This is a genomic window from Mycetocola sp. TRD_SC_2, assembly GCF_055361225.1.
This window is the reverse complement of the sequence record NZ_CM143954.1, coordinates 2286941-2306686: the sequence shown is the minus strand read 5'-3', so window position 1 is coordinate 2306686 and position 19746 is coordinate 2286941. Positions and strand designations below refer to the sequence as shown.

The following is a 19746-nucleotide window of genomic DNA, read 5'->3' as shown; positions in this document are numbered from 1 at the left end:
TCCTCGATCAGCTGGTTTCTACGGTGATGGTCAGGCGGCGTTCGATCGCATCGCAATCGGGGTGCACACTGCCGGCCTGGGGTTCCAGAACGGCTGCTGCACCCCAGGCGCACGCGCGGGACAGGATCCTCCGGATGTCGCGTTCACCCGCCGCGAGGAGGGATGCCGCGCCCGCGACGGCCGCATCACCTGCTCCGGTCGGATTTCCCGGCAGCACCGCGTCGAGTCGTGCGTAGAGGACGGGGCCTTCGCGAGGTACGGCCATCATGCCGTCCTCGCCGAGTGAGACGAGGATGAGGCTCGCACCCACCCGCTGGAGTGCGCGGGCGCCGGCGAGCGGATCCGCCTCCCCGGTGGCCTCGGCGAGCTCGCGTCGGTTCGGTTTCAGCAGCGTGGCGCCAGCGGCAGCGGCACTGAGGAGGTAAGCACCGGAGGCGTCGGCAATGCTTGGGATGTTCGCATCGGTCGCGAGGCGGACAAGGTCGGCGACGAGCGAGTTCGGGGAACCAGGCGGGACGCTCCCGGCTACGACGAGACAGTGGGTTTCGTCGAGTCTTGAGCGGACGGCATCCGCTACCCGCTTCCAGGTCTCCGCGGGAACCGGGCGGCCCGATTCGTTGAGCACCGTTGTGCGCCCCGCCTCGCTCTCGACGATCGCGGTCGATCGTCTGGCCGGTCCGGGGACGGGCACGAGGAGGGCGGGGATTCGGCCGAGGTCACGCTCGAACTCGTCGAGGTCGTCGCTCCCAACCGGGGCGACGGCGAGCGTGTCGTACCCCTGTTGCAGAAGGACCCTGGCGACATTGATCCCTTTGCCTCCGGCGCGCGTGACCGCTGGTGTCACGCGGTGGCTTTCGCCGACATCGAGTTCGTCCAGTGTGATGGTGCTGTCGAGCGCGGGGTTCGCGGTCACGGTGAGAATCATGGAGTCGGTCCTGAGAGACGTTCGCGGGCGCCGAGCGCTGCACCGACGAGGCCGGCGTTTTCCCCGACCGTCGCGGGCAGGAGCACGGGGCGTCGGTGGAAGGTGAGGAGGGAATTCAGGCGCCGCTCGACCGGTTCGAACAGGTCGGCTCCGGCCTGAGCGAGCCCGCCGCCGAGAACGATGGCCTCAGGGGCGAGCAGGGCCACGACCGACGAGAGAGCGAGGCCGAGAGCATCCGTCGCGGTGTTCCAGACCGAGACGGCGATGTCGTCTCCCGCCCGGGCACGGGCGAGGACCTCACGTGCACCAGCGACGGGAACCGGGGCTGAGGCGTTGTACTGCCGGGTGATGGCACCGGCGGAAGCGATGGCTTCGAGGCATCCGTTCCCGCCACACGCACACGCGATTCCACCGGGCTCGATGACCGCGTGTCCGATCTCCCCGGCATACCCGGAGGCCGAATACGGCACGCCGTCGAGAAAGATGGCACTCGCGATCCCGGTTCCGATGACCACGACGAGCACGTTGCCGTAGCGGCCAGCGGCGCCGAGCCGGTACTCGGCTGTCCCGGCCGCGCGAACGTCATGGGTGAAAGCGACCGGCAGGCCCAGCGCCGCGCTCGCCGCATCACGGAACGGCACGTCTCGCCAGCCGAGGTTCTCGGCGTATACGCCCGTTCCGGTCTCATCGTCGACGAGGCCGGGAACGATGAGTCCTGCTGCGGCCGGTTCGAGGTCAGGATGCCGCGTTGCGAATCCCTGCGCGAGGACGATCAGCTGGGCAAGAACCGCATCGCCGCTGCCATCGGTGCTGTACGGCGTCGGTACCCGGACGACCTCGCGGAGGGTGCCGTCGGAGTCGAAGAGTCCGGCTTTGGTGTCCGTCCCACCGACGTCGAAGGCGAGGACGGGCGAACCGGCGCCGAGGATTCCGGTCGGGGTCATGCGTCGAGGATGACGGAGCGGCTCAGGTTGCGCGGGGAGTCGGGGTTGAGGCCGGCGCGCAGCGAACGGTCGAGGGCGACGCGGTGTGCCCGGACGAGGTCGGCGAGAGGGTCGAGGGCCGAGTCCTCGAAGTGGGCACCGGTGGCGGCGACGTCTCCCGCGAGGCCGGATGGGGCATCCCCGAACATCCAGACGGCACGACCGGGCGCGGCGATCGCGAGCGGTCCGTGACGGTATTCCATGGCGGGATACGACTCCGTCCACGCCTGGCACGATTCGCGCATCTTGAGTGCCGCCTCGTGGGCGATGCCCACGCTCCAGCCGCGGCCGAGGAAGGTGACCTGTTCTGCGGAGAGCAGTTCGTCGCTGAGATCCTCGGTGAGCGCTGTTTCAGCGTCGCGGATGGACGCGGACACGTCCTCTCCGGTCGACGCGCGGAGGAACGTCAGTGCCGTCGTGGCGAACCGGGTCTGCACGACACTTCGCTCGTCGGCGAACGGCAGCCCGACGATGTCGTCGGCGAGATCGACGAGGGGGCTGCTCAGGTCTCCGACGATACCGATCGTGCGGGTTTTTCCCTTGAGCCCGGTGAGCAGCTCGAGGACTTCCGAGGTCGTTCCCGACCGGGTGATCGCGATCACAGCGTCGTAATCACGGTCGAGGAATGCTTCGGATGCCGCGAACGCGTCTGTCTGTCCCTGACCGGATTCCTCGCGGAGAGCCGCGTAGGACTGTGCCATGAACCAGCTCGTTCCGCATCCAACGACGGCGACGCGTTCGCCGGGCGCGGGCAACACCGCACGTTCCGCCGTCAGGTCGGCTGCCCGTGCCCAGACCTCGGGCTGGCTTCGAAGTTCTTCGTTCATCCATGCGCCTGCTGTGGTCATCGACAACGCTCCTGCCGGTTGGGCCGCCGTGCGGCCGGGTGATTGATCCTGATTGCTCGACTGCTCAATCGAGCAGTTTCGATCATTCCAGAGTTTCAGGTGGAAGACCAGCCGAGGCGGATTGGTCACGGTGGGCGGCGATGCCCAGCGCGGTGAAGCGCGGGTCCCAGAGGGCGAGCCGAGTCGAGAAATCCGCCCAGGTGCGGTTCTCCTTGTTGGACCAGCCGATCTCGGCGACGGCAGCGAGCCGCGGGAAGGCCAGGTAATCGATGTCTGCACTCGTGACGACCGTTTCGGTCCACAGCGGTGCTTCGACGCCGAGCATCCGGTCCTCCGGCACCCCGGGCAGCACGTCGGTGGGCTCCCACTCGTACGCCGATTGCACGCTCGTCGGGCCGCCGGCCCAGGCCTGCCCGATGGGCGTCGATTCGTCGTAGGTGATGTCGAGGTAGGCGACGTCGGCGGGGGAGAGAATGAGCGAACCGCCCTGCTCGACGAAAGAAGCGGCCAGTTGAGCGTGGTTGTCCTCGGGAGTGGCGTAGCCCCAGTACTGGCCGATCGTCCCCGCTGCGAGGTTTTCGGATCGGCCTGCTTCGTGCCACGCGATCGGGATCTTCCCGTGCGAGGCGACGAGGGCTGTGGCGCGGGCGATGAACTCGGGGAACTCTTCGGGGGGAGTGGTGTGCGACTCGTCGCCGCCGATGTGCAGGTAGGGCCCGGGGGTCTGGGATGCCACGGAACCAAAGACGTCGTCGAGGAACTGCCACGTGGCATCCGCGTGCACATCGAGGCTCGAGAAGCCGACCTCCATACCGGTGTACACGGCCGTCGACGAACCCTGAAGGCCGATCTCGGGGTAGGCGGCGATCGCCGCCTGGGTGTGGCCGGGAACATCGATCTCGGGAACGATCGTCACGAACCGGTCGGCGGCGTAGCGCACGATGCTCGCGAAGTCCTCGTCGGTGTAGAAACCGCCGGGGCCACCGCCGACGGCGGTCGATGCTCCGACCCCGGTCAGCTCTTCTCTGCCGTCGATCGAGATGCGCCAGCCCTGGTCGTCGGTGAGGTGCAGGTGCAGGGTATTGATCTTGAACAGCACGATCTTGTCGATGTAGTGCTCGACGGCTGCGACGTCGAAGAAATGCCTCGCGACGTCGAGCATCGCCCCGCGCCAGGCGAAGCGCGGCCGGTCGGTCACCGTTGCCGATGTCGCCTGCCAGGCCACGCTCTGGACCGAGTGCTTCTCGACCTCGGGTGGGAGCAACTGGCGGAACGACTGGACACCGTAGAACAGTCCAGCAGGGGTGGCGGCGGTGATCGACACGCCGGCTTCCGACGTGATGAGGGTGTACCCCTCCGCGCCGAGGTTCGCGCTGTCGGCGAGGTCGAGGTGCAGCGCGATGTCAGCGGGCCCGGCAACGTCGCCGTCGACCGGGCTCACCACGGGCAGCGGATAGCCGGTGGATGGCCGCAGGATCCCCGCCAGATAACCGGCGACGGATGCCGCGGCATCCGTCGCCAGAATCCGTGACGACACGATCAGGGTGAATGGCGCGGCACTGCTGGCGATGCGCTGTTCGGTGGGCTGCGGGATGATGCGGGTGGGACTCATACGAACTTCCTCGGTCGGGTTACGCCCCATCCAAGCACGGAAGCACCGCCGGTGCGGAGGGGGTTTACTCACGGTCACGCTGGCCTCGACCGGCTCCGCTGCTATGATCGGTCTGTCGTAACTGGCGTGCAGGCGGAAGGTAATTCCGCCTCGGATGGTCACCATCGGGGAGCGACTGACACGGATTCGGCCGAACGCCTGGGTTGATACGGATTACCTGAAATTTGTCCGCCGCTGTCTTAAGGAGCCAGTTTTGTCGTCAACATTCAATGCGCCTCTCTCCGAGGTCGACCCCGAAATCGCCGCCGTCCTCGAGCAGGAACTCGGTCGTCAGCGCGACTACCTCGAAATGATCGCGAGTGAGAACTTCGTTCCCGTCTCAGTTCTGCAGTCGCAGGGCAGCGTTCTCACCAACAAGTACGCCGAGGGCTACCCGGGCCGCCGGTACTACGGCGGCTGCGAGTACGTCGACATCGCCGAGTCGCTCGCGATCGAGCGGGCGAAGAGCCTGTTCGGCGCCGCGTACGCCAACGTTCAGCCGCACTCCGGTGCCACCGCCAATGCCGCCGTTCTCTCCGCGATCGCGACACCGGGCGACACGATCCTCGGCCTCGAACTCGCGCACGGTGGACACCTCACCCACGGCATGAAGCTCAACTTCTCGGGCAAGCTGTACAACGCCGTCTCCTACGGCGTCGACCCCGAGACCTTCCTCGTCGACATGAACGTCGTGCGCGAGAAGGCGCTCGAGCACAAGCCGCAGGTCATCATCGCCGGCTGGTCTGCCTACCCGCGCCAGCTCGACTTCGCCGCGTTCCGCGCCATCGCCGACGAGGTCGGTGCCAAGCTCTGGGTCGACATGGCGCACTTCGCCGGACTCGTCGCGGCCGGACTCCACCCGTCTCCCATCCCGTTCGCGGATGTCGTCTCGTCGACGGTGCACAAGACGCTCGCCGGCCCGCGCTCGGGCATCATCCTCAGCCGTGACATGGAGCTCGCCAAGAAGCTCAACTCGAACGTGTTCCCTGGCCAGCAGGGCGGACCGCTCATGCACGTCATCGCGGCGAAGGCCACGGCGTTCCTGCTCGCTTCGCAGCCTGAGTTCAAGGACCGTCAGGAGCGCACTCTTCGTGGCGCCCACATCCTCGCCGAGCGGCTCACAGCTGACGACTCCCGGGCAGCAGGCGTCGACGTGCTCACCGGCGGCACCGACGTGCACCTCGTGCTCGCCGACCTCCGTAACTCCGAGATCAACGGCCAGCAGGCCGAGGATGCCCTCCACGAAGTCGGGATCACGGTGAACCGCAACTCGGTTCCGTTCGACCCTCGCCCACCGATGGTCACCTCGGGGCTCCGCATCGGTACCCCTGCGCTCGCCACCCGAGGCTTCGACGACGTCGAGTTCACCGAGGTTGCCGACGTCATCGCGACCGCGCTCAAGCCTGGCGCCGACATCCAGGGTCTCCGTGCGCGCGTGAAGTCGCTCACCGACCGGTTCCCGCTGTACCCCGGCCTCTCCCAGTGACCGCGGAGATCCTCGACGGCAAGGCCGTTGCATCCGTCATCAAGTCCGAGCTCACAGAGCGCGTCACAGCACTGCGCGAGCGAGGGATCGTCCCCGGCCTCGGCACGGTTCTCGTCGGTTCTGACCCCGGTTCGCAGTGGTACGTCGCCGGCAAGCACAAGGATTGCGCCGAGGTCGGCATTGAGTCGATCCGCCGTGACCTGCCCGAGTCGATCAGCCAGGAAGAGCTCGAAGCGGTCCTCGACGAACTCAACGCGGATCCGGCCTGCACCGGCTACATCGTGCAGCTGCCGTTGCCCGCCCATCTCGACACGGACGCGATCCTCGAGCGGGTCGACCCGGAGAAGGACGCGGACGGCCTGCACCCGACGAACCTCGGGCGGCTCATCCTCAACGTCAACCGGCCGATCCACACGCCGTTGCCGTGCACGCCGCGTGGCGCGATCGAACTGATGCAGCGCCACGGCATCGAGCTCAGCGGTAAGCACGTCGTCGTCGTCGGCCGCGGTGTCACGGTCGGCCGCGCGATCGGACCGCTGCTCACCCGCCGCGAGTTCAACGCGACGGTGACGCTCACGCACACGGGCACCGTCGGACTCGACGACCTGCTCCGCAGCGCCGACGTGATCGTGGCTGCTGCCGGTGTTCCCGGAATCGTGAAGGCGTCCGCTGTGAAGCCTGGCGCTGTCGTGCTCGATGTCGGCGTCAGCCGGGAGACCGATCCGGAGACCGGCAAGAGCCGCGTCGTCGGCGACGTCGACCCCGCTGCTGCCGAGGTTGCCGGGTGGATCTCACCGAACCCCGGCGGGATCGGGCCGATGACCCGCGTGCAGCTGCTCACCAACGTGGTCGACACGGCGGAGCGACTGAACCCGTAAAGCCCTGCCCTCACCACATCAGGCAAACTCACCAAATTCAGGAGAAGCCACCAAATTCAGGAGATTCGCGCGACACGCCGGCGTGAGAGCGCTCCCGTACGGTGTGTCGCCCCGGATCTCCTGAATTTGGAGTGGGGTCACTAGGATTCCGGGCATGACCGAGACCCGTCACCCGTCCGTCGATCGTGTCGTCTCAGAACTGAAGGCAGGCGGGATCGGCGGCGACGTGCGCTGGTTCGACGACGCCACCCCCACGGCTGCCCACGCCGCAGAAGCCCTCGGCGTCGACGTCGGAGCGATCGCCAACTCACTCATCTTCACCCTCGATGGCGAACCGGTCCTCGTGCTCACCTCCGGCGCCCACCGCGTCGACACGGCCTGGCTGGGCGAGCAGCTCGGCGGCAGACTGAAACGAGCGGATGCCGCGACGGTCCGGTCTGCGACGGGGCAGGTGATCGGCGGGGTCGCCCCCGTCGGTCATCCCGCCCCCGTCCGCACCTACGTCGATACCGCGCTCGCCGCGTACCCGGAAGTGTGGGCCGCTGCGGGGCATCCGCACACCGTGTTCCCGACGACGTTCGACGAACTCGTGCGCCTCACCGGAGGAGCACCGACCGCGGTCGAGCCGGGCGGGAGCTGACGCGTCAGTCGACCCGGGAGGCTCCGTCGGCGGCGGTCACTGTGAACAGGTCCGGCTTCTCGAAACCGCGCTCGTCGAATGCCGCGAGGACGGCATCCGATACCGCCGCCTGGTCGGCTCGACGCACGAGAGCGATCGCCGCTCCACCGAAACCTCCGCCGGTCATCCGGGCGCCGATGGCACCGGCCGTGAGAGCGGTGTCGACGGCGACATCGAGTTCGGCAACCGAGATCTCGAAGTCGTCGCGCATCGAGGCGTGCGACGCGGTGAGCAGGTCGCCGATCGCCTCAGGGCCCTCGAGTCGCAACGTGCGCACGGTGTCGAGAACACGCTGGTTCTCAGTGAGGATGTGGCGGATGCGACGGAACGTCTCGTCATCGAGGACCTCGCGAGCACGCGCCAGGTCATCGACGTCGAGGTCCCGCAGCGATTGGACCCCCATCGCGTGGGCGCCGCGCTCGCACGACGCGCGACGGTCGGCGTAGCCGCCGGTGGCGTGGGCGTGCGAGACGTGGGTGTTGATGATGAGGAGCACGAGCCCGGCGGCTTCGAAGCCGAGCGGGATCACTTCGGCGTCGAGGCTGCGGCAGTCAAGGAAGACCGCGGCGTCCTTTTTGCCGAGCAGGGATGCCGACTGGTCCATGATGCCCGTCGGCGCACCGACCGCTCTGTTCTCGGCCAGCTGCCCGACGCGGGCGAGGGTCTCCCGGTTGAGGTCGAGCTGCCACACCTCGGTGAGGGCAGCGGAGACGGCGCACTCGATGGCCGCCGACGATGACAGGCCGGCACCGATCGGAACGTTCGATTCGATGTGTGCGTCGAAGCCCGTCGCCGCGGACAGATCGGCGCCGAACTCACCGAGCGCCCACACGACACCGAGGGGATACGCGGACCAGCCGGAGACGGCATCCGGGGTGACCTCGTCGAGGCTGATCCGGACGATGTCATCGGTGTGCGCCGTCGTGATCTGGATCGTGCGGTCCTCGCGTGGCGCGAGCGCCACAACGGTCGAGCGGTCGATCGCGAACGGAAAGACGAAACCGTCGTTGTAGTCGGTGTGCTCACCGATGAGGTTGACGCGGCCGGGAGCGCGCCAGACCCCGGCGGGTTCGCGCTGGAATCGTTCGGTGAACCCGGCACGGGCACTGCTGCTCAACTGGCTCATACGGGGTTCTCCTGGTCGGCGCGGGCGATGGCCTCACGCACTCGTTCTGCGGTCTGCTCGGGTGGGATATCGCCGATCCATGCCCCCATCGCTGCTTCTGACCCGGCGAGGTACTTCAGCTTGTCCGCGGCGCGGCGCGGCGACGTCAACTGCAGCATCAGGCGGATGTCGTCGCGACCGATCGAGACCGGCGCCTGGTGCCACGCGGCGATGTACGGTGTCGGCGCTTCGTAGAGCGCATCGATTCCGCGAAGCAGCCGCAGGTACAGCACCGACAGTTCGTCGCGCTCCTCGTCCGTGGTTCCGGCGAAGTCAGGCACGTGGCGGTGCGGAAGCAGGTGCACCTCGATCGGCCAGCGCGCCGCGAACGGCACGAATGCGGTCCAGTGCTCGCCGCGCAGGACGACGCGCTCGCCGTCCTGTTCGCTCGCGAGGATGTCGGCGAAGAGCGTCGGGCCATAGTTCTCGACGGATGCCAGCAACCGCTGGGTGCGTGGCGTCACGTACGGGTACGAATAGATCTGCCCGTGCGGATGATGCAGCGTCACGCCGATCTCCACACCGCGGTTCTCGAACGGGAAGACCTGCTCGATGCCGGGCAGGGAGGACAGGGCTTCGGTCCGCGACGCCCACGCTTCGATCACCGTGCGGGCGCGGGAGCGGCTGAGCGAGCCGAACGAGCCCTCGTGTTCCGGGCTGAAGCACACCACTTCGCATCGCCCGACCGAGGTGCGGGTGCGGCCGAGGCCGATCTCGGTGAGGTCGTCGAGGCCGCGGGGAGCATTGTCGTCTTCGAGCAGCGGCCCGAACGACGGCGAACGGTTCTCGAAGACGGCGACGTCGTAGTTGCTCGGCACCTCCGACGGGTTCGTCGGGCTCTGCGGCGCGAGGGGGTCGAGGTGCGCCGGCGGCAGGAACGCGCGGCTCTGACGTGCTGAGGCGATCGAGATCCACTCGCCGGTGAGTGGGTCCTGGCGCATGGATGCCGTGGCCGGCCGGTCGGGGAGGTTACGGGAGTCTGCGGAACGTTCGGGGCCGAGGGTGGAGTCGGCGTCATCGAAATAGATGATCTCGCGGCCGTCGGCGAGCACATCCGACTGGGAGGTGATGGAAGACATGCGGGGGTCGCCTTTCCGGCAAGAGCTTTCGATTACGAAACCAATTCTAGATCGCACCCGCTCCATTGACAACCAAATGAAAGTAAATGAAGATGTGGCCATGGCTTTGTCGAAACGACCCTCAGCGGGTGAGGATGCCGTTCCCGCGGTTGTCCGACGCCAGCGCATGACAGAGTTCGTCACTCGACGGGGCTTCGTGCGGGTCGCCGAACTCGCCGACGAATTCGCGGTCAGTGAGGTCACAGTGCGCAGCGACCTCGCGGCCCTCGACGACGACGGAGTTCTCCGCCGGGTGCACGGGGGAGGGATGCCACGCGAGGCGCGCGTTCGCGAGTCCAGTTTCGAGGAATCGCTCGAGGCATCCGCCTCGGGCAAGAAAGCGATCGGCCGGCTGGCGGCGTCGCTCGTGGCATCCGGCCAGAGCATTCTGCTCGATGTCGGTACGACTACGCTCGCCGTTGCGCAGGCGCTCAAGGAGCGTGCTGACCTCGAGGACCTCGTCATCATCACCAATGGCCTGCACATCGCGCTCGAGCTGGAATCGGAGATCCCGCGCTTCACGGTGATCGTCACCGGCGGAGCTCTTCGGCCGCTGCAGCACTCGCTCGTGCAGCCGCTCGCGCGAGCCGTTCTCGAGCAGGTGCATGCCGATGTCGCCATCCTGGGCTGCAACGGCGTCGATGTCGCCGGCGGTGTGACGAACGTGAACCTGCCCGAGGCCGAGGTGAAGCAGCTCATGGCCGCGGCGGCGGAGCGCGTGATCATCGTCGCAGACGCGTCGAAGCTCGGCCGGGTCAGCCTCGGCACGATTGCCCCGCTCGACAGGGTCGATCTGCTGGTGACGAACGACGGTGCGGACCCGGCGCTGGTCGCCGAGCTGTCGGCGGCCGGCGTCGAGGTCCTCACCGCGTAATGGCTACTCCAGGACGAAGGTGATCTCGAGGACGACGTGCCAGGCGGTGATCTTGCCGTCCTGCGCTTCGATCTTCTGATCCTTCACCCACGCGCCGGACACGTTGCGCAGGGTCTCGCTCGCGCGGGCGACCCCGACGCTCACGGCGTCATCGAAACTTGTCTCCGAACGAGCGCTGATGGTAGTGACGCGGGCAACTGAACTCATGTTCTCCTCCTTGAGTGGTCGAGTTTGGTCCGATTCTGCTCCCCGGGGCGTCTGAGCGATAGCCGTCGCCTGGAGATTGCGAAGAGGCTACGCTCGGGGAGGAAAACGTCTCGAGGAGCAAACCAGCCATGACCTTCGCCACCGGTGAGCAATTCGACCTTCGACTGGATACTCCCTCCGACGGCATCGTCGAGGCAACGATTACGCAAGTTGCCGCAGGCATCCGTCGGTTGAGGGTGCACGGGACCGACATCATGCCGCCGTATGACGTAAGCCGACCGCGACCGCTCGGCAGCGGAATGATCCTCGTGCCCTGGCCGAACCGCGTCAGGGATGGACGATGGATGCTCGACGGCAGCCCCCAGCAACTCGCCCTCACCGAGCCGGCGAAGAACAACGCCAGCCACGGTCTGCTGCGTTTCAGCGCATACTCGGTCGGTGCCCGTACCGACTCGACGCTGCGGCTCGAGGCCACGGTGTTCCCGCAGACCGGGTACCCCTTCCTTCTCGACACGGCCGTCACCTATCGGCTCGTCGACGCCGGCATCGAGATCACGCACACGATCACCAACCGGTCGGATGCCGCCGCGCCCGTCGCGATCGGCGCCCACCCCTTCTTCACGATCGGCGACGTCCAACCCGAGGAGCTGACGGTGCGGGTGAACGTCACGACCCGGTTCGAGTCCGACGACCGGTCGCTGCCGACAGGGGAGGTCCCGGTCGATGGCCGATATGACCTCCGGAAAGGAGTGCGGCTCGGTGAGCTCGACCTCGACGCCGGGTTCGGGGGAACGGTGATGCATGACGGCATCTCGGAGCATTCGGTGTCGGCGCCGGACGGACGCACCGTCACCGTGTGGGGCGACGACAACTTCGCCTACTGGCAGGTCTTCACCACCGAGCTGTACCCGGGCCAGTCGAAAGCGGTGGCAATCGAACCGATGACGGCACCCGCCGATGCTCTCAACTCGGGCACGGGCCTGCAGTGGCTCACCCCCGGTGCGACGTGGGAAGCCAGCTGGGGCGTGCGCGCAGACGGGTTCGCGCCAGACTGAGCCCTCGCCCGCTGGACGTTGCTCGGCCGATAATGGCTGGATCTCGCGCGAAAGTTCGACCATTATCGACCGAGCAACGGGAATAGCCCGATCAGGCCTCGTCGCCGGCCGTCACGTCTGCAAGGAACTTGCCTACACGCTCCCGCAACCCGTCGATCTGTTTGTCCCGCGCGGCGTACACATCGAAGCCGAGGTAGGCAACGGCAGGCAGTTTGCGGGCGTTGCGGGAGCACCCGAGTTCGGCGCACACGAGCGTGCCGACGGTGTTACCCCTCCGGCCGGCCGGCCCGGTGCGCTTTGCTCCGTAGAAGACGACATCGTCGGCGAGAGTGATGTCGTGGCACCAGGAGCACAGCACGCGAGCGGTCGGCCGCGCCTCGGCTTGTTGGAGCAGGATGCCGACGGGGACGTCGTCTTGCCGGAGCACGACGTACGCGCGCCGCGGCAGTTTGCGGTCGCGCCAGCCGAAGAAATCACGCTGCTCCCAGTCGACGGTGTCGAAATCTGGCGGAAGGGTGAGGTCAGCAACCTCCTTGCGGGAGGCATTGACGAAGGATGAACGAATGTCTTTTTCGGTAAGGGGAAGCATGTCCTGAGGTTTCGAGTGATCAAGCAAAAAGGATGGGTCAGGAAAGAGGAACTACCTCGTGCCGGCGAAGAAAACGCCGGCAACCTCCTGACGCCCCAGGGGCGAGATCTCGAAAAACAGCATGGGAAAAGTCTAGCGAGCGATCAGGCAGCGCCGAGCCGCCACAGCGACGTGACCTCGGCCGACCGTGCCGCGTGCAGCGGGTCGGAGCGGTCAGCGGCTCGCGCGTGCGTCGGGCGGGTGTCCATCCGGGCGATCACGCTCAGGCCGGCGTCATCGATGGCGTCGAGCAGGTCGCCCCGCGACCGCAGCCCGAGTCGTTCGGCGATGTCGGAGATCACGAGCCAGCCCTCTCCGCCGGGCGTGAGGTGGTCGGCCAGGCCCGAGAGGAAGCCCGCGAGCATCCGTCCGTCCTCGTCGTAGACCGCATAGTCGGTCGAGACCTTCGGGGTGGCGGGGATCCACGGCGGATTGCAGACGACGAGATCGGCGCGGCCGTCGGGGAACAGGTCGGCCTCGGCCACGACAGCGGCGTCGGCGAAACCGAGCCGGTCCAGGTTCTTCCGCGCGCAGGCGAGAGCCCGGGGGTCGAGATCCGTCGCGGTGATCGAACGGATGCCACGGCGAGCGAGAATCGCTGACAGAACGCCGGTTCCGGTTCCGATGTCGAACGCGGTGGCGGCATCCGCCGGGAGAGGGGCGGTGGCAACGAGGTCGAGGTACTCGCCGCGGACAGGAGCGAACACCCCGTAGTGCGGGTGGATTCGTGCACCCAGGGCAGGGACGTCGACGCCGGTGGTTCGCCACTGCTCGGCGCCGAGAACGCCGAGCAGTTCACGCAGTGAGACGACGGATGCTTCGGTGCTCTCGCCCCAGGCATGGGTCGCAGCGGCACGGATGTCTGGGGACCGGCGGAGGGGGATGGTGCCGTCCGCGTCGATCGGGATGAGAAGCATCCCGAGGATCGTCGCCCGCCTCAGTGCGTCCTCGCGGGAGCGGGCGAACGCGGCGGACATGGTGTCGTTCCTGGGCGGTCGGGTGTCGCCGAGCCGCCTGCCCATTGCGCTGAGCAGCTGTCTGGCGTTGTGGAAGTCATCGTTCCAGAGGATCGCTGTTCCGGCGGAGGCCAGCTGGAGCGCCGTCGCCGCGGTCATCGTGTCGTCGCCGGGAACGACGCGGGTGGGTGCCGGCCAGCCGCTCTCGGAGCGCCAGAGGGCGGAGCGGGGAGAGGAGTTCTCGATCCAGTCGATGCGAGCGGGGGCGGGAACGGGCGTCGGATCCTGGGCGGGAGTCCTCACGGACATACGGCTGCTTTCAGGGCATTTCTGCCGGTTCGCGGTGGGGTTTTCAGTATCGCACGGGCGTGGTTCGCCGACGCTTCGGGAGCAGCGGGAAGCTCTCAATTGGTGACTCTCCCGGGATGATCTGCCCGATTGACTTTATCGAACATGTGTTCGACTATTAATGCATGTCCCTGTCCGTCGCTTCTGCCAGACCCCTCTCCGGTGCGCCCGTCGCATCGGCGGTGAGCCAGGTCGCTGAACTGCAGGCACGGATCACAGGCATGCAACGTACCCGGATAGATTCGCACGGGCTACCGACATCGCCCGGCATCGCCGAGCTCCTGCCGGGAGGAGTGCTCCGCGCCGGTGCCACCTACTCCGTCCAGGAATCGACGAGTCTCGCGCTCGCCCTGCTGGCGGGTCCGAGCGCCGCAGGGCACTGGTGCGGTGTCGTCGGCCTGCCGGCGCTCGGCGTCGAAGCGGCAGCCGCTGCCGGTGTCGACCTCGACCGGCTCGTGCTCGTACCGCAACCGGGAGAACAGTGGCTGCAGGTCACCGCCGCGCTCGCCGATGTCGTCACCGTCGTGCTCGCCCGGCCACCGGCATCTCTCAGCGCTGCCGAGGTGGCGAGGCTTGCATCGCGGCTGCGGCAGAGGGGATCGACGCTCGTCGCGCTCGGCGACTGGCCGCAAAGCGAGGCCACACTACGAGTCTCGGACGACCGCTGGATGGGACTCGGTGACGGCCACGGTTACCTCGCCGCCCGCCGGGTCACGGTGTCGGTGACGGGGCGCACCCTCACCGGCAAGCCGAGGCGCAAACAACTGTGGCTCCCGGACAGCGAGCAGGCGATCCGCCCGGCCGGACTCGCCGGGGTGCCCGTCGCCCTGCCCGATCGCCTCCGCGAAGCGGCCGTCTCATGACCGGGCCGGTTCGCACCCTCCTGCTCTGGTGCCCGGACTGGCCGACCAACGCCGCCCTGGCCGAGCACGGGTTCGCCCCCGATGCCCCGATCGCGCTGATCGACCGGGGCGAGGTCTTCGCCTGCTCGGCCACCGCCCGCGCCGACGGCGTTCGCCGCGGCCTCCGGGTTCGTGAAGCGCAATCCCGGTGCACAAGCCTTGTCGCGCTGCCGTACGACCCGGTGCTCGACCACCGCGCGTTCGAACCCGTCATCGCCGCCGTCGAGCAGATCGTTCCCGGCGTGCAGCTCTCCCGCCCCGGCACGTGCGTGATGCGGGCGCGGGGGCCCAGCCGGTACTACGGCGGGGAACAGCAGGCGGCTGAGGCTTTGCTCGACACTCTCGCCGCGCTCGGCGTACGCGCGCAGGTCGGTATCGCCGACGGGCCGTTCGCCGCCGGGCAGGCCGCGAAGCTCCGGTCGTCGACCGCGTCGGATGCCATCCGCATCGTTCCCGCACACCGCTCGCCCGAGTTCCTCGCCCCGTTTCCCGTCGAACTGCTCGACCGCCCCGAGCTGGCAACCTTGCTCCGACGACTCGGCATCGCCACGCTCGGCGATTTCGCCGCCCTCGAGTCGATGCAGGTGCGTGACAGATTCGGACCGGACGGCGTGCTCGCCCACCGCCTTGCCTCCGGGTTCGACCCGAGCGACGTCGACGCCCGGGTGCCCCCGGCCGATCACTCGAGCGTTCTCGAATTCGAGCCGGCACTCGACCGCGTCGATCAGATCGCGTTCGCCTTCCGTACCGCAGCCGAGGAGTTCGTCACACGACTGCAGGCGTCGTCGCTCGTTGCGACAGCGATCCGGATCGACGTGTCGACCGAGAGCGGGGAATCCAGGTCCCGCACCTGGCTGCACCCCCGCTGGTTCACCGCCGGTGATGTGCTCGACCGGGTTCGCTGGCAGGTGCAGGGAGCGGGTCTCGCCGGGAGCGGACTGAACAGCGCCATCTCCAAGCTCCGCGTCGAACCGGAGAGTGTGGATCCGGCCGGCAGCCATGAAGCCGGGCTGTACGGCGGCGCGACCGATGAACATATCCACTCCGGGCTGTCTCGCGTGCAGAGCATGGTCGGCCACACCGGCGTGCTCACCGCGCGTATCTCGGGCGGCAGGCAGCCGTCGAGCCGCCGCGTTCTCGTGCCGTGGGGCGACCTGCCACCGGGCGGAGAGGCATCCGTTCGCGCGTCACACGAACTGCCGTGGCCGGGCAAGCTTCCCGGCCCTCCACCGGCCACCGTGTTCCCGGAACGCCAGCGCGTCGCCGTCACCGCTGCCGGTGGCAGGGAGGTCGTCGTCGACGAGCGGGGAGAGCTGTCGGATGTTCCGGTGGAGTTCACGCCGCCGGGCAGGAGCCCGGGACCGGTCGCAGCGTGGGCGGGGCCGTGGCCGGTGACCGAACGCTGGTGGGAGTCGGGAGGCTCGCGGCTGAACCGGTTCCAGTTCGTTGACGACGCCGGGGGAGCGTGGCTGCTCGTGCTCGACGACTCGGGCTGGTGGGCGGAGGCCCGCTATGACTGACATCGCCGCATGCACGAAAGGACGGAACCATGGGCTGGCATAACCCGCCGGTGCCCTGGTCCGAGTTCGAACGCGCGCTCTCGGACGCCAACCGCCCCGGTTCACCGCCGCCGGGAGCCGACGGTGGGGACAGCCCGGCGTGGTCACGCAAACGCTCGGCCTATGTTCCCAAGAGCCAGGACTTCCCGCCGGCCGAAGCGGTCGTGCCCTATGCCGAACTGCACGCCCACTCCAACTTCAGCTTTCTCGACGGTGCCTCCTCGCCCGAGAAGCTCGTCGAGGAGGCAGTGAGGCTCGGCCTCGACGGGCTCGCCCTCACCGACCACGACGGGTTGTACGGCATCGTCCGGCTGGCCGAAGCCGCCGAGGCGCACCCCGGTCTTCGCACGATCTTCGGTGCCGAACTCTCGCTCGGGCTCAGCAAACCGCAGAACGGCGAACCTGACCCTGAGGGCACCCACCTCGTCGTGCTCGCCCGGCGGGAGGAGGGGTACCACCGCCTCGCCGGAGCGATCACCGCCGCGCAACTCGCGCACGGCGCCGAGAAGGGCAAGCCCAGTTACGACATCGCCGACCTCGCTTCGGCGGCCGACGGCACCTGGCTGGTGCTGAGCGGATGCCGCAAGGGCGCCGTCCGCATGGCTCTCGCTCTCGACGGCGCGGCCGGGGCACGACGCGAGCTCGAGGAACTTGTGCGGCTGTTCGGGCACGACAACGTGGTGGTCGAACTGTACGACCACGGCAACCCCGGGGATTCAACAGCGAACGACACCCTCGCCGACCTGGCCGCTGAGCTGGGGTTGCCGGTCGTCGCGACGACAGGGGCTCACTACGCGACGCCGGCGCAGCATCCGCTCGCTTCGGCGCTCGCCGCTGTCCGCGCCCGCCGCAGTCTCGACGATCTCGATGGCTGGCTGCCGGCATCCGGGTCCGCCCACCTGCGCAGTGGTGCGGAGATGGCCCGCCGGTTCGCGCGGTATCCGGGCGCCGTCGAGCGCACCGTTGAGATCGCCGACGAGCTCGCGTTCCGGTTGCGGAGCGTCAAACCGGGTCTTCCGCTTCAGGAGGTACCGGAGGGGCACACGCCGATGACCTGGTTGCGCGAACTGACCTGGCAGGGTGCGGCGAGACGCTACCCGGGTGCGGACGCCTCCGTCACCGAACGGATTTCCCGCGAACTCGACGTGATCGAGCAGAAGGACTTTCCCGGCTACTTCCTCATCGTGCACGAGATCGTGCAGTTCGCCCGCAGCCGCGGCATCCTCTGCCAGGGTCGCGGCTCAGCCGCGAACTCGGCCGTCTGCTACCTGCTCGACATCACCGCCGTCGACTCGATCGCCTATGGACTGCCGTTCGAAAGGTTCCTGTCGAGCATGCGCGACGAGGAGCCGGATATCGATGTCGACTTCGACTCCGACCGGCGCGAAGAGGTCATCCAGCACGTCTACGAGAGGTATGGCCGGTTCAACGCCGCTCAAGTGGCGAACGTCATCACCTACCGGCCCAAGTTCGCGGTGCGTGACATGGCCAAGGCGCTCGGGCACAGCCCCGGGCAGCAGGATGCCTGGTCGAAGCAAGTGGAACGCTGGGGTTCGGTGACCTCGAGCGAGGACCACGACATTCCGGAACCGGTGGTCGACCTCGCCCAGCAGGTGCTCTCGTTCCCGCGCCACCTCGGCATCCATTCCGGCGGGATGGTGCTCACCGACCGACCCGTCGGAGAAGTATGCCCGATCGAGCATGCACGGATGGACGGCAGGACCGTGCTGCAGTGGGACAAGGACGACTGCGCGTGGATGGGGCTCGTCAAGTTCGACCTGCTCGGACTCGGCATGCTCGCCGCCCTGCAGTACTCGTTCGACCTCGCCGCCGAACACTGCGGTGAACGGTGGGACCTGCAGTCCATGCCGAAGGAGGAACAGGGGGTCTACGACCAGCTCTGCCGTGCAGACACCGTCGGGGTATTCCAGGTCGAAAGCAGGGCGCAGATGGGCATGCTGCCCAGGCTCCAGCCCCGCCGCTTCTACGACCTCGTGATCCAGATCGCGATGGTGCGGCCTGGCCCGATCCAGGGCGGGGCGGTGCACCCGTACATTCGCAGGCGCACCGGGGGAGAAGAGGTCACCTACCTGCACCCGGACCTCGAACCCGTGCTCAAGCGCACCCTCGGTGTTCCGTTGTTCCAGGAGCAGCTCATGCAGATGGCGATGGTCGTCGGCGGCTGCACCGGTGAGGACGCCGACCTGCTGCGGCGGGCGATGGGCTCCAAACGCGGGCAGGAGAAAATCGAGTCGCTCAAGGCCAAGCTGTACGAGGGAATGGCCGCCAACGGCATCACCGGCGATGACGCAGACACGATCTATCTGAAGATCCAGGCCTTCGCGAACTTCGGGTTCGCCGAGAGCCACTCGATCAGCTTCGCCCTGCTCGTCTACGCGAGCGCGTGGATGCGCCTGCACTACCCGGCAGCGTTCCTCGCTTCGCTGCTCCGCGCGCAGCCGATGGGGTTCTATTCACCGCAATCCCTCGTCGCGGATGCCGCGCGGCACGGCGTCGAGACACGGCGCCCTGACATCCAGCTCTCGGGTGTCGAGGCGGGGCTCGAACTCCTCGATCCCTCTCTCGGTGATCGAGTAGCGAGCGTATCTTTCGCTGATCGAGTAGCGAGCGAAGCGAGCGTATCGAGATCCACCGGACCGGACGCGTGCCTCGACCCGCACCAGCCGGAGGTGGAAGCGTTCGACCTCTCGGCTCCGTTCGATCCGGCTGAGCACCGGCGCGACGGCCGCTATGCGGTGCGGCTCGGTCTCGCCGCGGTGTCCTCGATCGGGGTGCGCAAAGCAGAGCAGATCGTCGCCGAGCGGGAACGCGGCGGTTGGTACCGCGACATGCGCGACCTCGCCCGGCGGGTTGGACTCAACTCCGCCCAGCTCGAAGCGCTTGCGGCGGCGGGTGCTTTCGACACGCTGGGCCTGTCGAGGCGGGGCGCCCTGTGGGACGCCGAGCAGGCATCCCAGGAACGCCCTGACCAGTTGCAGGGCAGCCACCTCACCGTGCAACCGCCGCTGTTCGCGATGCTCACCGGGGAGGAGCAGGTGATCAACGACCTGTGGTCGACCGGGGTCACGCCAGACGACCACCCGATCCGTTACGTCCGCCCGGCGCTCACCGAACGCGGGGTGAAGAGCGCAGCCGACCTGAAGACGGGCGAATCCGGGCGACGGGTCGAGGTGGGCGGGGTCGTCACCCACCGGCAGCGGCCGGCGACGGCGAGCGGGATCACCTTCGTGAACCTCGAGGACGAGACAGGGCTCGTGAACGTGATCTGCAGTGTCGGCGTGTGGGGACGCTACCGGAGGACGGCGCGGGAGGCCCCCGCGATGATCGTGCGTGGCATCCTCGAACGCTCCCCTGAGGGCATCGTCAACGTGATCGCCGATCGGCTCGAGCCGCTCCCGCTCAGCGCGCGAACCCGGTCGAGGGACTTCCAGTAATCTTCACCGCGATCGCGAACTGGACTTCG

General features: G+C 67.9%; 17 protein-coding genes and 1 riboswitch. Of the genes, 8 read left to right on the top strand and 9 right to left on the bottom strand.

Going from position 1 to position 19746, the window contains the following annotated elements:
• Positions 1-7: 7 nt before the first annotated feature.
• The 4 genes from ACWA1Q_RS11065 to ACWA1Q_RS11050 all read right to left on the bottom strand — a co-directional run bounded on the left by ACWA1Q_RS11065 (position 8) and on the right by ACWA1Q_RS11050 (position 4368).
• On the bottom strand, positions 8-925 hold the full coding sequence (locus ACWA1Q_RS11065; RefSeq protein WP_463757373.1) for a 1-phosphofructokinase family hexose kinase: 918 nt from the start codon (positions 923-925) through the stop codon (positions 8-10).
• Positions 922-1869 (bottom strand): ROK family protein, encoded by a 948-nt coding sequence (locus tag ACWA1Q_RS11060; RefSeq protein WP_463757371.1) that lies wholly within the window; start codon positions 1867-1869, stop codon positions 922-924. The genes ACWA1Q_RS11065 and ACWA1Q_RS11060 overlap by 4 nt, the downstream gene beginning before the upstream one ends.
• Positions 1866-2762: an SIS domain-containing protein gene (locus tag ACWA1Q_RS11055; RefSeq protein ID WP_463757370.1), complete on the bottom strand. Its 897-nt coding sequence runs from the start codon at positions 2760-2762 to the stop codon at positions 1866-1868. Before ACWA1Q_RS11055 ends, ACWA1Q_RS11060 begins: the two co-directional genes overlap by 4 nt.
• A 76-nt stretch (positions 2763-2838) precedes the next feature.
• Positions 2839-4368 (bottom strand): beta-N-acetylhexosaminidase, encoded by a 1530-nt coding sequence (locus ACWA1Q_RS11050; protein WP_463757368.1) that lies wholly within the window; start codon positions 4366-4368, stop codon positions 2839-2841.
• A 107-nt stretch (positions 4369-4475) separates the two neighbouring features.
• Positions 4476-4579: riboswitch (ZMP/ZTP riboswitch) on the top strand.
• Positions 4580-4621: 42 nt separating this feature from the next.
• Between ACWA1Q_RS11050 and glyA the strand changes: the two genes are divergently transcribed.
• The 3 genes from glyA to ACWA1Q_RS11035 all read left to right on the top strand — a co-directional run bounded on the left by glyA (position 4622) and on the right by ACWA1Q_RS11035 (position 7411).
• Complete coding sequence (gene glyA / locus ACWA1Q_RS11045) at positions 4622-5893, top strand: serine hydroxymethyltransferase (protein WP_463757367.1); 1272 nt, start codon at positions 4622-4624, stop codon at positions 5891-5893.
• Complete coding sequence (locus ACWA1Q_RS11040; RefSeq protein WP_463757365.1) at positions 5890-6771, top strand: bifunctional methylenetetrahydrofolate dehydrogenase/methenyltetrahydrofolate cyclohydrolase; 882 nt, start codon at positions 5890-5892, stop codon at positions 6769-6771. The genes glyA and ACWA1Q_RS11040 overlap by 4 nt, the downstream gene beginning before the upstream one ends.
• 154 nt (positions 6772-6925) lie before the next feature.
• A complete protein-coding gene (locus ACWA1Q_RS11035; RefSeq protein ID WP_463757364.1) occupies positions 6926-7411 on the top strand; it encodes a YbaK/EbsC family protein in 486 nt (161 codons plus the stop codon).
• Positions 7412-7415: 4 nt separating this feature from the next.
• On the opposite strand, the gene galK is transcribed toward ACWA1Q_RS11035, so the two are convergent.
• Both galK and galT read right to left on the bottom strand, forming a co-directional pair.
• Positions 7416-8576 carry a galactokinase gene (gene galK / locus ACWA1Q_RS11030; protein WP_463757362.1) on the bottom strand — a complete coding sequence of 387 codons (1161 nt, stop codon included), beginning with the start codon at positions 8574-8576 and terminating at the stop codon, positions 7416-7418.
• Complete coding sequence (galT, locus tag ACWA1Q_RS11025) at positions 8573-9694, bottom strand: galactose-1-phosphate uridylyltransferase (RefSeq protein WP_463757361.1); 1122 nt, start codon at positions 9692-9694, stop codon at positions 8573-8575. Before galT ends, galK begins: the two co-directional genes overlap by 4 nt.
• Positions 9695-9794: 100 nt before the next feature.
• On the opposite strand from galT, the gene ACWA1Q_RS11020 reads away from it, so the two are divergent.
• Entirely contained in the window at positions 9795-10607 is an 813-nt protein-coding gene (locus ACWA1Q_RS11020; protein WP_463757359.1) for a DeoR/GlpR family DNA-binding transcription regulator, read from the top strand.
• A gap of 3 nt (positions 10608-10610) precedes the next feature.
• Here the strand turns inward: ACWA1Q_RS11020 and ACWA1Q_RS11015 are convergent, their stop codons facing one another.
• A complete protein-coding gene (locus tag ACWA1Q_RS11015; RefSeq protein ID WP_463757358.1) occupies positions 10611-10814 on the bottom strand; it encodes a dodecin family protein in 204 nt (67 codons plus the stop codon).
• 128 nt (positions 10815-10942) lie between these two features.
• Between ACWA1Q_RS11015 and ACWA1Q_RS11010 the strand changes: the two genes are divergently transcribed.
• Positions 10943-11869, top strand: coding sequence for an aldose 1-epimerase family protein (locus ACWA1Q_RS11010; RefSeq protein ID WP_463757357.1), 927 nt, complete (start codon positions 10943-10945; stop codon positions 11867-11869).
• Positions 11870-11960: 91 nt separating this feature from the next.
• Here ACWA1Q_RS11010 and ACWA1Q_RS11005 read toward each other — a convergent pair whose 3' ends face one another.
• A complete protein-coding gene (locus ACWA1Q_RS11005) occupies positions 11961-12458 on the bottom strand; it encodes an FBP domain-containing protein (RefSeq protein ID WP_463757355.1) in 498 nt (165 codons plus the stop codon).
• Positions 12459-12601: 143 nt separating this feature from the next.
• Positions 12602-13762 (bottom strand): methyltransferase, encoded by a 1161-nt coding sequence (locus ACWA1Q_RS11000; RefSeq protein WP_463757354.1) that lies wholly within the window; start codon positions 13760-13762, stop codon positions 12602-12604.
• A 164-nt stretch (positions 13763-13926) separates the two neighbouring features.
• Between ACWA1Q_RS11000 and ACWA1Q_RS10995 the strand changes: the two genes are divergently transcribed.
• Genes ACWA1Q_RS10995 through ACWA1Q_RS10985 form a run of 3 tightly spaced genes read left to right on the top strand, consistent with a single transcriptional unit; the run spans position 13927 to position 19717 of the window.
• Positions 13927-14664, top strand: coding sequence for a hypothetical protein (locus tag ACWA1Q_RS10995; protein ID WP_463757352.1), 738 nt, complete (start codon positions 13927-13929; stop codon positions 14662-14664).
• Complete coding sequence (locus ACWA1Q_RS10990) at positions 14661-16223, top strand: DNA polymerase Y family protein (protein ID WP_463757351.1); 1563 nt, start codon at positions 14661-14663, stop codon at positions 16221-16223. Before ACWA1Q_RS10995 ends, ACWA1Q_RS10990 begins: the two co-directional genes overlap by 4 nt.
• 29 nt (positions 16224-16252) lie before the next feature.
• Positions 16253-19717, top strand: a complete 3465-nt coding sequence (locus tag ACWA1Q_RS10985) for an error-prone DNA polymerase (protein ID WP_463757349.1) — start codon at positions 16253-16255, stop codon at positions 19715-19717.
• The last annotated feature ends 29 nt before the right edge of the window (positions 19718-19746 follow it).